At 47.3% G+C, this 13641-nt stretch carries 11 protein-coding genes and 1 pseudogene; 9 read left to right on the forward strand and 3 right to left on the reverse strand.

Going from position 1 to position 13641, the window contains the following annotated elements; translation table 11 throughout:
* Positions 1-40: 40 nt before the first annotated feature.
* Both JNUCC32_RS01570 and JNUCC32_RS31505 read left to right on the forward strand, forming a co-directional pair.
* Positions 41-916: an SDR family NAD(P)-dependent oxidoreductase gene (locus JNUCC32_RS01570; protein WP_192570867.1), complete on the forward strand. Its 876-nt coding sequence runs from the start codon at positions 41-43 to the stop codon at positions 914-916.
* Positions 907-1035: pseudogene (locus JNUCC32_RS31505) on the forward strand (SDR family NAD(P)-dependent oxidoreductase); the annotation flags it as partial. The gene JNUCC32_RS01570 and the pseudogene JNUCC32_RS31505, both read left to right, overlap by 10 nt.
* A 209-nt stretch (positions 1036-1244) precedes the next feature.
* On the opposite strand, the gene JNUCC32_RS01575 reads toward JNUCC32_RS31505, so the two are convergent.
* The gene (locus tag JNUCC32_RS01575) at positions 1245-1871 is read right to left on the reverse strand and encodes a TetR/AcrR family transcriptional regulator (RefSeq protein WP_192570868.1); all 627 of its coding nucleotides are present in this window, start codon (positions 1869-1871) and stop codon (positions 1245-1247) included.
* Positions 1872-2034: 163 nt separating this feature from the next.
* On the opposite strand from JNUCC32_RS01575, the gene JNUCC32_RS01580 reads away from it, so the two are divergent.
* Positions 2035-2397 (forward strand): winged helix-turn-helix transcriptional regulator, encoded by a 363-nt coding sequence (locus tag JNUCC32_RS01580; protein ID WP_192570869.1) that lies wholly within the window; start codon positions 2035-2037, stop codon positions 2395-2397.
* A 112-nt stretch (positions 2398-2509) separates the two neighbouring features.
* Here the strand turns inward: JNUCC32_RS01580 and JNUCC32_RS01585 are convergent, their stop codons facing one another.
* Positions 2510-3730 (reverse strand): MFS transporter, encoded by a 1221-nt coding sequence (locus tag JNUCC32_RS01585; protein WP_192570870.1) that lies wholly within the window; start codon positions 3728-3730, stop codon positions 2510-2512.
* Between the two features lie 50 nt (positions 3731-3780).
* On the reverse strand, positions 3781-5205 hold the full coding sequence (locus JNUCC32_RS01590) for a hypothetical protein (RefSeq protein ID WP_192570871.1): 1425 nt from the start codon (positions 5203-5205) through the stop codon (positions 3781-3783).
* 711 nt (positions 5206-5916) lie between these two features.
* On the opposite strand from JNUCC32_RS01590, the gene JNUCC32_RS01595 reads away from it, so the two are divergent.
* The 6 genes from JNUCC32_RS01595 (at position 5917) to JNUCC32_RS01620 (ending at position 13638) form a co-directional block, all read left to right on the forward strand.
* Entirely contained in the window at positions 5917-7068 is a 1152-nt protein-coding gene (locus JNUCC32_RS01595; protein WP_192570872.1) for a GntR family transcriptional regulator, read from the forward strand.
* Between the two features lie 39 nt (positions 7069-7107).
* Positions 7108-7926, forward strand: a complete 819-nt coding sequence (locus tag JNUCC32_RS01600) for an MBL fold metallo-hydrolase (RefSeq protein WP_192570873.1) — start codon at positions 7108-7110, stop codon at positions 7924-7926.
* Positions 7927-7967: 41 nt separating this feature from the next.
* Positions 7968-9071 (forward strand): extracellular solute-binding protein, encoded by a 1104-nt coding sequence (locus tag JNUCC32_RS01605; RefSeq protein ID WP_192570874.1) that lies wholly within the window; start codon positions 7968-7970, stop codon positions 9069-9071.
* A gap of 87 nt (positions 9072-9158) precedes the next feature.
* A complete protein-coding gene (locus JNUCC32_RS01610) occupies positions 9159-10187 on the forward strand; it encodes an ABC transporter ATP-binding protein (protein WP_009593289.1) in 1029 nt (342 codons plus the stop codon).
* Entirely contained in the window at positions 10184-11893 is a 1710-nt protein-coding gene (locus tag JNUCC32_RS01615) for an ABC transporter permease (protein WP_192570875.1), read from the forward strand. The genes JNUCC32_RS01610 and JNUCC32_RS01615 overlap by 4 nt, the downstream gene beginning before the upstream one ends.
* Positions 11894-12141: 248 nt before the next feature.
* Positions 12142-13638, forward strand: a complete 1497-nt coding sequence (locus tag JNUCC32_RS01620) for a spore germination protein (protein WP_192570876.1) — start codon at positions 12142-12144, stop codon at positions 13636-13638.
* Positions 13639-13641 lie beyond the last annotated feature (3 nt).

A 13641-nucleotide genomic window follows, 5' to 3' on the forward strand; every position in this document is an offset into this window, starting at 1 on the left:
ACATATAACCGATGAAATTCTGAATGAAGGAGGACATGCATTGAGTAAGAACCAACGAGAACATATTGCACTGATTACAGGCGCAAGTAACGGGATCGGATTGGCGTTGACCCGGAAAATGCTGTCGGAGAACTGGCAGGTGGTTGCTTTGAACCGGTCGGATTTTCCGGCGGACGATAGATTCCTTCAAAATCATCTCAAGGACGGACGGCTCCGAGCCTATAAAGTGAAGGATCTCACCGATTATGACGGCTTGAGGCACTCTTTGGAAGAAATCAAAAGCAAGGAACAGCGGCTCGATATTTTGTTTAACAACGCCGGAGGAGGCTTAAGTGAGCTGCGCTATTCGAAACAAGGCCGCGAATTGCATTATGAATTGTTGACGGTCGTTCCTTTTATTGTTCTGATGGAATTGAAGGAGCTGTTGAAGAACGGCAGCTTAAAAACCGTGATTAACACTTCGTCGCAGGTGTTTAGATTTACGAAGGAGTTTACGATCGAAAAATTGGAGCATCCCAAAACCTTCCGCAAAATGTATGGACCCTATGCGACTTCAAAGCTGGCTCTTTCGTTGTGGACCCAAGCCGTCGCACCGCAGCTTGCAAAGGAAGGCATTAAGATCCGCAGCGTTGACCCAGGCATTAACAATACGCTAAGAAAAGGAAAAGATTCCGGACTGACCGCAGGGTTTGAACTGTTTATGAAGTTTTTTTCCTCTCCGCCTACTCATGGAGCCAACCTATTATATGAGGGAGCTCTCGGCAAAAACCGCAATGAGACCGGCGTGTTTCTGTTCAAAGATCGGATTGCGGACTTGAAATTTACAGAACATGCGCAGCGTGTGCTGGAAAAAATATCCGATATATATAGCCTTGAATATCTTGGAGGGAATGTTCAAGTTAATGGAACGACGTAACCAAGTTTTATTTGTCTTCCATGCTGAGTCGCGAATACGGCCGTATTATCTTCATCGCGAGCGAGGAAGCCGTCATGACCTCCGGACAGATGCCTCAATACGGTATGACCATATCCATGCCGGGAAACGTTAATTTCATTAAAACACAACGAGGTTGCCGTGGAATAGATCGGGCAACCTCGTTAAACAATTGGACAGCATAGCTCAATATATGTGACATCAACGTGCTGATCAGAAAAAGAGAGTGAGTTCTTTTAATTCAATTTATTGTTTTTTAGATTGGTCGTCGTATGATCGATGCCACTTATTGAGTAATTTGTATGCTCAATCAATCCTCCCGAATATCGTGTTCAACAGATAACGAATCCCATACGCTCATCAAATGAGTTATGGCAGCTGCAATTTCCTCGTATGGAACACCGTCTCGGGCTTGTGTAGAAATCCCTCGTAAGAAGGTTTCAAATAACGTAGTCACCATGGAGATATCCGTGGATCCTGGCAACTCCCCGTTGGCTATGGCTCGTTCTATACAATCTTTGATCCACCCCCGGACTCTCTTTCTTTCCTTTGACAGAAGGTCTTGGATATGTTGTTGCTCAGGAGAACAGTTAACTGTGGACAAAACCAACAGACAACCTAAAGGGTGAGTGTTCTCTGTCTGGAACCGAGCTGCATCTAGCAATCCCATTTCCATGGCTGCTCTCGACGTTATGTTTGTATTTTTGAAAGTTTCCGAAGCATGTCCATACATCGATATGTAGCGATCAATCACTTCACGGAACAGATCTTCTTTTGACTTAAACGCTGCGTAAAAACTTGCAGATGATATATCTCCCATTGCGGTCTTTAACTGAGCCAGTGAAGTGGATTCAAAGCCATATTCCCAGAAAAGAATCATGGCGGCGGCAACCGCCTCGTCACGATTAAATGTACGTGGACGTCCTGTTCGCGGCATAAGATGACCTCCTTTATTAATTTTATACTAATCGATCCAGAAGTCATTGACAAGAAATGAGTGTTTGAACATAATATATGGAATGAATGATCTATAATTTGAGTTGGCTGAAGAGAGACAACTTACTTTTACACAATCTTTTCTCAAAAGGATGTGTCGACAGATGATAAACTTTAGAGACAAAGAATATCGCTGTACCTCGGAAATTGTACTCGGCTTAATCAGTGGAAAATGGAAGATATCCATTTTAAACCGCTTAGCAAAAGGTCCAGTACGGTATAATGAGCTGCGACGGGAACTTCCTGAAGCAACCCAACGTATGCTTACGATGCAGCTAAGAATGCTAGAAAGCGACGGACTTATTATTCGCAAGGTTTATCCGGTTTCACCGCCAAAAGTGGAATATTGCTTATCTCAGCTAGGTGAACAACTTGCCCCTATGCTCATGATGTTATGCGATTTTGGAACCAACTATATTGAAAACTATCCCGATGAAGTATTGTACACAAATCACAAGAATGCATAAAAAAGCTACAATCTGTCCATTTACCATTAACCTTGCCTTGATCGGGCTGCTCTTGATATTCGAAAAGCAGGAGGTACATTTTCCAAAGTACCTCCTGCTTTATATGTCTTAATTATCTATTTCCTTCGTATTGCTCACGCAGTACGTTTTTCTCTTTAGTCGTACTGACAGCTCCTTGCTTCAAACGATAGTTGACCCATGCCAACACTGCCGCAAGTATGGCCACAATCCCACCAGACCAGGATAGATCAATAAGCTTCATGTTTGTAGTGACAAAGCCGCCTAAAGCGGATCCGATCGCAATGCCAACATTGTTGGCAACGGAGGTTAAGGACGAGGCTAAGTCTTTTGCCTCCGGAACATGCTCACCAGCAAAATCAATGAAGTACAACTGCATCGTCGAGTTCATAAGATAAACAACGAGAGCCATGAATGAGATGCTGACGAGTCCCCCAACAAGAGAATCGGAAGTGAAATAAAGCGACGCTAAGATGACGGCTTGAGCCAGAAGCACATAGCGCATTTTTTTCATCCCGTCGCCGACAGCCAGCTTTCCTCCGACTAGCGTGCTGAAAATAGACACAACACCATACAGTAAAAAGATGAGACTAATATAACGAGCCGGAACAAAAAGTACATCCTGAAGCAAAGGAGCTAAATACGTATAGATGCTGTAAGTAGCTGCTATACTTAACATCATAATGGCAAAAGCAAGCACAATTCTGGGATAAGCGAGTAATCTGAGTTGTTTTGTGAGTGAACTGTGTCTTCCTTTTAGTCCTCTAGGAATGGTTGCGATGCTTGCTATCAAAGAAATGATTCCCAACAATGTGGTAAACCAGTAGGCCAAATGCCATCCGCCCCATTGTCCGATAAAAGTGCCAAGGGGAACGCCAAGGACGCTCGCCACAGTGAAACCAGTAAAGATGATGGAGATCACCGGCCCTCTTTTTTCCGGAGGCATGACTTCGCTTGCTACTGACATCGCGAGTGCAATTAAGACGCCGGTAACCACGGCCGTGATTATTCTGGACACCAGAAGCAGGCCATACGATCCTGATAAAGCCGTGACGATATTCCCAACTATAAATATGCTGAGCAAGACAAGGATGAGCGGGAATTTGGAAAAACGGCTGAATAATGCCGTGAAGATCGGGGTACATATAGCAAAGGTAAGCGCAAAAGCCGTCACCAGAAAGCCTGCAGTCGATATGGCGATTTTCATATCAGCGGCAACTTCAGACAATAATCCGACCATCAAAAACTCACTGGTCCCCAGAATAAAGGTCAATAAAAATAAATTCATTGTCAAAAACTTTTGTTGTCTGGTCAATATAGAGTCTCCCTTTCTATCCAAATGGAATTTGGATTTCATTCCACGATTTACAGCACTAGAAATTGCGTACCGAAGCCTTTGCCGGAAACATAAGCCGCTTCCAGTTCCTCCTGATCTCCTTTATCCAATAAAACTACATTTTCGGGATAGAGTTTGCCTAGTAAAGCCCATAGGACAAGTTCATTTTTGGCAGTCGGAATGAAATGGATGCCATCTACATTGGTGACCAATCCGGAGTGCGAGAGAATGTCTTCAGCAGAGTGCCAGTGGATGTATTCTCGTTTTATAAGTCCGCTCCCGGCATCGCTGCTTCTTTGTGGCCGATATAAAAAGCGCTGCCCCCTAAAAAGCTGACCGAGATCTACTGTAAACTTGCTGCCTTTCATCTCGAAACTGAACTGTAGGGTCGTTCGATCTGTACTGGTATTTGGCAGCAACCGGGCAATCGATGGTTCATCGTAATCCTCCCCATACTCAGGAAGCAATTTATCGTCTGCGGGTGTTCCTTTTCCAGCCTCCGTACGGGGCGCGGAATAATAATCTTCATATTCATAATCAAAGGAGACCGCAGCCAAACCTTCTGCATCTTCTACCTGTATCGTTTGTACGGGATGCCATCTCAGGAGATAGCGGGATGCCGTGCGGGCAGACTCACCCAAACCAGCCGGCAAAACGGTACCTAAACGATATTGGAAGCCGTAACCGGCCTTTTCGAGCCCTGAGCTAACTACACTTTGTGCATATTGGATGATCGATTTATGTGTCAACTTTTTCTTGAACAGTTGCGTTAAGAATACTTCTCGGGATGGCTCCAAAAAGCGCAATCCTTTGAATTCTCTATATTCTTTGACCTCAAACGGAACCTCTTCCCAATTGGCAAATGGCAACAAGGCATCCCGAAGTAAAACGAATTGGTGTAAGTATTCATTATAAATCTGCATAATCCTTGGTCCGCCGAATGGTCCCCAAACCTGAGCAGTAGCTTCCGGGGTCAGCGGATGACCATAACAGTGGCTTCGAAATTCCAGTTCACTAAGCGTTTCCGACCCATACTCAGCCAATGTCTTTTTCTCAGCATTGATCTCTCTGGCCCAGCTTACCAATTGTTCTCCGATACGTACCGCTTGAGATCTAATCTCTATACCGGCACGATCTTCAAGTTCCAATGATTGTAAGGGCAAAGAAGACAAGCGTCCGGAAATCGCCAAATTGGCTAATAGGCTATCTAAGAGTACTGTCGGATCGCTATTCACGGGTTCGCCCAGCTGAACCAGCATGGCCTCAAGCATTTTATCGAGTTCGATAACAATCTCTTTGGCCCGATATACGCCTGCAGGCAAATTCCAATCCATGTTCGAGTTTTCGCCCTGCCTGATGGAGTTGACTGGTTTGTTGTCAATAAGCCGCTCGATATCTATGGTTTCTCCCCAAACGATTTTCTTCTCTTTCAAAATAAGTTGATATTCCTTCATTTCTTAGCACCTCACCTATGTTTTTTAACGACCGTGTGTCGCTCAATCAATTATGGATCGATCGTTCTGTATGTAAGGTTATCACCCTTACTAATTGGTGAAAAGTACGCACTTTTTTGTGTGAACGGAACATTTTTGTGGGGTAGGATACATTTTGATACTTAGAAATGGATTAGATACAAAGACCGTAATAAATCAAATCAAGGAACCATCATTGAACTAACGGGAGAGGATGGGTCATATAGCCTTTTGAAGGCAGCCGGCGAACGCGATCATGACCCTATTGCTCATTCTGCAGCGGTTTAACCCCATACTGTGTACGCCTATCGTAAAATTCGGCCTACATTTCCATCGCTGGCAGCGATGAGGTCAGGGGTTCGATCCCCTAAGGCTTCATACGAAGAAAAACCCTAGAGAAAGCAAGGCTTTTAGTTTTTTATCGGAAATTTGGACCGGGCAGGATTTACCCGGCAATGTAAAGCAAAAGCGTCCCACAAGTCTTTTTTCAAGGCTTGCTGGACGCTTTTTTTAACCTGTGCCAGAATAAATCACTGATATGTAATGTGGGGTTCAGGAGATCGGATTTACGATTTAACATAGAATTTACGAGACTTTTACATATATATCATTGAATATGTCAGTGACATAAATTAACTTCAAATTAGATCCCTTGCGGATACGAGTCGACTCAACGATTAGAGGGATAATTTGATGAAAGATGCACGTTTGATGAAACAGAATCAATTATATCACCGGGTGGCTGATCAGGTAATCGAGATTATTCAGAGTCGTCGGCTGCGGCCGCATGATCCTGTTCCATCCGAAGGAGAGCTTGCCAAGTTATTTGGCGTGAGTCGAATGACGAGCAAGCTGGCGCTTCAAAAGCTGGCAGAGCAGGGACTGGTGTACCGCCTCCCCCGCAGAGGGACCTTCCTTGCCCAGCCGCAAGATGGATTGATGGTCCATGGAGGAACTTCACCCCAGGTCACCGAGGCGGCACCGAACGTGGAGAGGCCGTTCGGACAGATCGCGCTCATTATGCCTCATCTATCCGATTACACTTCCAGAATCATCGCCGCCGCCGAGGCTGAAGTGCGAAAGCACGGGTGCGACCTCATTTTAAAAATGACGAAGGACCGCGACGATGAGGATCTTTGTCTGGAAAGGCTGGCCGAAGGAGGGATCACCGGCATCATTCTGTTTCCTCAGGGGCGGAAGACCTGCAGCGATCAGGTGCTGCGACTAAAGCTTTGCAAACTGCCGCTGGTGATCATCGATCGTATTTTCCATGAAGTGGAGATCGATTGCGTGTATCACGACCACTATATGGGCTCTTATCAAATGACCAAGTATTTGATCGAGAAGGGGCACCGGGAGGTCGGATACACTTCGAACCCGATCGACAATATCACCAGCCGGAAGGAGCGGTATCAAGGCTATATCCAAGCGCTGCTCGATCATAAAATTCCGGTGAAGATCCAGAACATTCATTTTCGAAGCGTCACTTGCGATACCAGCCGCATTAATCAGCTCGATCCGGAACAGGAGCGGTTTATTCAGGACAACCCCCGGATGACGGCCATCATGTGCGGGGACGACCACGTCGCCATCTCGACAATTCACACCGCATTGCAAATGGGGATTCCGGTTCCTGAAAAGCTGTCCATCGTCGGGTTCTCCGATATCCAGTTAGCGGCATATATTCCGACACCGCTTACGACGGTTCGACAAGACACCGAGAAGCTTGCGCGATCGGCCGTTGATTTGCTGATGAAGCGCGTTGGCAACTCCAACGAGAATCCCATCACCATTAAAATTCAAACATCGATAGTAGAACGGCAATCCGTTCAGTCCTGTACGTAAAATGGATCACTATCGTTTGCATGGCAAGGAGACATGACTTTGAAAATTCACTTTCTAGGAACCGCAGCCGCAGAGGGCTTCCCCAATGCATTTTGCCGCTGCGAGCATTGCAACAAAGCGCGGGAGCTTGGGGGAAAAAATATCCGCACACGAACTTCCGCCATCCTGGACGATGTCATCAAGTTTGACTATTCCCCGGATTCCTATATGCAGGCGCTGCGGGACAATATCGATCTGGGAGCAATCGAGCACCTGTTGGTCACGCATTCGCATATGGACCATTTCAATGCCGCTGATCTGGAATGCCGCAGGGAAGGGATTGCACACGGCCTCCAGCATCCGATGCACATTTATGGGAATGGTACCGTGATGCACCACACGCGTGCCGCCATCGGCCGCTTTGAAGGACAAAGGTATCAATTTCATCTGTTGCGCCCGTATGAGACCTTCGCTATGGGCGATGCAAAGGTAACGCCATTGTTGGCCGATCATGACCGGATGGAAACCTGTCTATTATACGTGATTGAAAAGGAAGGAAAAAAACTGCTGTACGGGCATGATTCGGGCTGGTTCCCGGATGCGACATGGGCATGGTTAAAGGGCAAAAGCCTGGATTGCGCCATCCTCGACTGCACGCATGGATATACGGGGAACTCCCGCGACCGCAATCATATGTGCGTGGAAACGGTGCTGGAAGCCCAGCGCGAGTTCCAAAAAGAAAATATCCTGAAGCCTGAAGGCCAAATCGTCGTCACACATTTTAGCCATAATTCCAAGCTGCTACATGAGGATTTTGTCCGCATCTTCAGCCCCGTCGGTATTTTGCCGGCATATGACGGGTTGATCATCAACATTTAAACCAAACAAAATGACACGATCAAAGGAGAGTTAAGGAAATCATGAGAAAACTTTCAATGGCGCTACTTCTCATTATGTGTGTGATTGTTTCAGCTTGCGGAGGCGGCAACAATGCCGGCAATGCTAACACGGGCACTTCGGAGGGGACACCGGCTCCGTCGGAATCGTCATCAAATGAACCAGCCCAGAATGAAAAGCTGATCGTGTACACCAATGCGAACTCGGATGGCCGCGGCGAATGGCTGGTGGAGAAAGCGAAAGGTGCCGGCTTTGACATCGAAATTGTCGGAGCGGGGGGCGCCGATCTGACGAACCGGTTGATTGCCGAGAAGAACAACCCGATCGCGGACGTTGTATACGGCTTGAACAATATGCTCTATGAGAATTTGAAAAAAGAAGACGCTCTGGCTAAGTTTGTACCAAGCTGGGCCGGAGATGTTGAGCAGGGCTTGAACGATCCGGAAGGCTACTATCATGGCCTTGTGAAGCAAGCGATTCTGCTTGGTTATAACCCGAACGAATTCACGGCCGATACCGCGCCAAAGGACTGGACGGACCTTTATAAGAACGATGCGTATAAAGGTAAGTACGAAGCTCCTACGCTCCTAGGACAAAATACGCCTCGCCTTGTTGTAGCCGGCATTCTGACCCGTTTCCAGGATCCGAACGGCGATCTCGGCGTATCCGAGGAAGGCTGGAATGAAATTCAGCAATTGTATGACAACGGTGTCAGCGCAGTCGAGGGCGAAGACTTCTATGCCAATTTGGCCAGCGGTAAAACGCCGCTGGGAGCGCTCGTCTCCGGAACCCTGCAGCAGAAGGAAGAGCAATATAACGTGAAAGCAGGCATTGTCAGTCCGGAAATCGGCGTACCGATGGTCGTGGAGCATGCGGCGATCGTGAACGGAACGAAGAAGCAGGCAACGGCGGAGCGGTTCGTGGAATGGCTCGGATCCAGCGAAGTCCAAGGGGAATTTGCGGCTGAGTTCAATGCCATGCCGGCAAATACGAAGGCGGTTGAGCAAGCCAATGAGTCCGTCAAGGAGCTGTTTACTTCGTTAAAACCACAAGATTTCGATTGGGCCTTTATTGCCGAAAACATGGATCTGTGGGCGGAGAAAATCGAGTTGGAGATTATGCAATAAATAACGGAATGGAGTCAAGCCGGCTGCATATTGGGAACGCCAATATGCAGCCGTTCATTCAAGTACAACAAAAAGGAAGAGAATAATATGATTACATTCCAGAACGTTGACATTAAATTCGGAGAATTTCATGCGGTCAAAAACCTTAATTTGCATATTCGGGAAGGGGAATTCTTCACGTTCCTCGGTCCCTCGGGTTGTGGGAAGACGACGACCCTCCGCAGTCTGGTCGGGTTTATTATGCCTACGAGCGGACAGATCCTGCTGAAAGACGCCGACATTACCCGTTTGCCGATCGAAAAAAGAGAGATCGGAATGGTATTTCAAAGCTATGCGCTGTTTCCAACGATGAATGTGTATGAGAATATTGCTTTCGGCTTGCGAGTCAAGAAGTTTTCCAAGGCGGAAGTGGACCAGAAGGTAAAGGACATTGCCCGAAAGGTTGATTTGAAAGATGATCAGCTGTTCAAGAAGGTATCGGAACTATCCGGAGGCCAGCAGCAGCGCGTCGCGATTGCCAGGGCGCTGGTTTTGAAGCCGAGCATCTTGGTACTGGACGAACCTTTATCCAACTTGGACGCCAAGCTGCGGGTGCAGCTGCGCAATGAGCTGAAACAACTGCAGAAGAAATTCGGGATCACCACGATTTATGTCACGCACGACCAGGAAGAAGCGTTAACGCTGTCCGACCGGATTGGAGTATTCAATCATGGGGTCCTGGAGCAAGTGGGAACGCCCTTGGAAGTTTACAATCAATCGCAAACGGAGTTTGTGTGCAATTTCATAGGAGATATTAATCGGATCGATCCGCGGATGGTGGAGAACAGCCGGTTGAACGATGTTGTTCAGCCAGGGAATATCGCCTATATCCGCAATGAGAAGGTAAGCCTGCTGCCCCTGCAGGGAATCGATACGGTCGAACTGAAAGGCAAGATCGCGGACCGGGAATTTTACGGTTTATACAGCAAGTACGTATTGGAGATTGCCGGCGGCGGACGGCTAAAGACCATCGAAATCGAAAGCCGGCTCGTCCATCATGAGGTCGGAGACGATGTGGACATCTACCTCCCGGTCCGCGATATTTTGCAATACCCGATGAAGGAGGGGGAAGCATGAATGCCCGGAACCTGAGCGCCCGGCTGGCTTCCGTAAATCCTCTTTCGATCCTTTTATACGGGTTGATTGCCTGGTTTGTCATTGCCTTTCTGATTTATCCGAACTTGAATATTTACGGCGAAATTTTCTTTAAGGACGGCAAATTTACGCTCCAAGCGGCAGAGAAGCTGTTTTCTTCCGAGCGCGCGATGAGAAGTTTATATAACAGCTTCATTCTCGCCTTTTCCCTTGTCATTACGGTAAATGTGGTGGGTATAACGCTGGTTTTGATTTCGGAATATTTCCATATCAAAGGCGCGAAATTTTTGCGGTTGGGTTATTTTACGACCTTGATTTACAGCGGAGTCGTGCTGGTGTCCGGCTATAAATTCGTTTATGGCGAAGAAGGATTTATGACCAAGCTCCTGGTTCAATGGTTCCCTTCTTTTAATACGACATGGTTTCATGGCTACTGGGCGGTTCTATTCGTCATGACGTTCGCCTGCACGTCCAACCACTTCCTGTTCCTGAGCAATGCGATTCGCAAAATCGACTTCCAAACGGTGGAAGCCGCGAGAAATATGGGGGCGTCTACTTGGTATATCCTAAGGCGGGTCGTACTTCCGGTCCTGAAGCCTACGATCTATGCGTTGACGATCCTGACTTTTCTTACCGGCCTGGCTGCGACGTCCGCGCCGCTTATTCTCGGGGGGAAGGAATTCCAGACGATTACGCCGATGATTCTGACGTTCTCGAAAAGCATGACGTCAAGAGATTTGGCTGCGCTGCTGGCGCTTATTCTCGGAGTAGCCACACTGGTGTTGTTGACCGTGATGATCCGGTTCGAACGTAAAGGCAACTTCATGTCGGTCTCCAAAGTCAAATCGGAGCTGGTCAAACAAAAAATCCGCAGCAAATCCGGTAACATAGCCGCTCATATTCTGGCTTACGGCCTGTTTGTCCTCTACATCGTTCCGGTTGTGCTGATCATCATCTTTTCGTTCACCGATGCGGCCAGTATCTCTACCGCCACGTTGAATTTGAACAGCTTCACGTTGGATAATTACATTCAAGTGTTTTCATCCATGTCGGCATTCAAGCCTTATCTTGTGAGTATTCTATACGCCGCGGCAGCCTCGGTCATTGTCGTCGCATTGGCGCTGGCCGCGTCAAGGATATTGCATAAATATAAGAATAAGTGGGCGCTTGCCCTGGAATACGCATTGCTGATTCCGTGGATTCTGCCGTCGACGCTGATTGCGATCGGACTGATCGTAACCTTTAACACGTCGAAGCTGATGATCGGGAATACGGTATTGGTTGGCACGATCTGGATGCTTCTAATTGCTTATGTCATCATCCATATTCCTTTCACCCTGCGAATGGTCAAGGCCTCCTTCTTCAGCTTGGACAGCAATCTGGAAGATGCTGCAAGGAATTTGGGTGCCAAGCCGTTCTATACGTTCAGAAAAGTATTGCTGCCGATCATTCTACCGTCGACGCTAGCTGTTCTTGCCTTGAATTTCAACGGGATTTTGGCCGATTATGACGTTACCGTGTTCCTCTATCATCCTTTGTACCAGCCGTTAGGAATCGTCATCAAGAACAGCACGGATGCGCAGGCCCTCGCGGATACCAAAGCGTTGACCTTGGTTTATTCGGTGATATTGATGATCATGTCCTCCGTTACGTTATATTTCGTTTACGGAAGAAACAGCAGATCCTGAAGGTTTTCATTCCCTGAACACCGGCTTAGGTGAAAAATTCAAATACAAAGAAAAACTTAAGGCGGATCGGGATGACTTTTGTCCCATCCGCCTTTTTGATTTGACTCCAAGCGATGCCTAATTGCTTATTCCTGGCCAAGTTCGAAGTATACCCGTATCGTAACGGGTTATGAACCTGGAGGGAATGCATAACTGCGTCCAAAATCAACATAATAAGGAAAAACATCCAGTGAGGAAGGGAGCCTGACATGATGAAGGAACATTCTGCCAACCATGAGCAAGAGGAACAAATTACTCCGTGTCTAAACGAGTCAATAAGCAGAATCCAAGACATGTTCACGGATACTCCCGACCTGATCGTACGAAAACTAACCATTAAACAAACCGGAGAAAAAGCGGCAATCGTGTATATGGAGGAATTGACCGATAAGACATGCCTCAACCACGATATTCTTGCTCCGCTTCAGCTTGAGTCCGGGAATCCGTCCGATGACTTTATTATAAATGTAGGGTATGTAAAGCCTGAATCCTTATGGACTAAACTCAGGCTGAACCTTATGCTCGGTAACAGCGTGTTGTTCATTGAAGGTCGCGGCACCGCGTATATACTGGACAGCAAAGGACTGCCTACACGCGCGATCGAAGATCCGCAGCAGGAGCCTTCACTCAAAGGGGCACATCAAGGATTCATTGAAATCGGCTCACAAAATATTGCCATGATCCGTCGTTATATCCCGGACAAGGAGTTGAAGCTTAGGCGCTACATCGTTGGAAGAAGGGGACAAACGGCGGTTTCGTTAATTTATTTGGAAGATGTCGCTCAACCGGACATTATTAAGGTGTTTGAGGAACGCATTCAATCCATCGATGTCGATGCCATTATTAATACCGGCGAGCTGGCCGAATTCATTGAAGACCAGCCTCTTGCGCTGCTTCCGCAGATCCTTACGACCGAAAGGCCGGATACGGCCGCTTCGCATATTTTGCAAGGGCGCTGCGTCGTTGTTGTGGACGGTTCGCCCAGTGTTTTGGTGGCGCCTGCAACCTTTATGTCTTTTTTTCAGACGGTGGATGATTACAGCTCTCGTTGGTCCATATCGTCGTTCCTTCGAATTTTGCGAATCTTTGCATTTTTTATCGCTATTTTTTTACCTGGTTTTTTCATTTCGGTCATCTCTTATCACTTTGAAATCATCCCCATGAAACTGCTGCTAACACTTGGCGAATCACGGGGGCAAGTTCCGTTTCCTCCATTCGTGGAAGCGATCATAATGGAAATCACGCTTGAGATGTTGAGGGAAGCGGGGGTTCGGCTTCCTGCACCTATTGGGCAGACGGTGGGGATCGTTGGCGGTATCGTGATCGGACAGGCTGTGGTGCAAGCAGGACTGATCAGCAATGTCATGGTGATCGTTGTTGCTTTCACGGCTATCTCCTCTTTCATTATTCCTAATCAAGATATGTTGGCTGCCGTCCGTCTCATGCGATTCATGATCATGGTTCTTGCGACTTGGTTCGGCTTCATTGGCCTGATTGTGGGCATGATGACCATCATGGGGAGACTCATCACGCTGAACTCGCTTAATACCTCCTACAGTACGCCGATTGCTCCGTTTAAAGCTGCGGACTGGAAGGATACCCTTCTGCGGGTTCCGCTATGGCTGATGAACAACCGGCCACTAAGCACAAGAGCAATACAAGCAAAACGGCAAGGAAGGAATCGGGGCTGGAAGGAGAAACAATAACAG

It is taken from the genome of Paenibacillus sp. JNUCC32 (genome assembly GCF_014863545.1).
In the GTDB taxonomy this organism is placed as follows: Bacteria; Bacillota; Bacilli; order Paenibacillales; family Paenibacillaceae; genus Paenibacillus_AQ; species Paenibacillus_AQ lautus_A.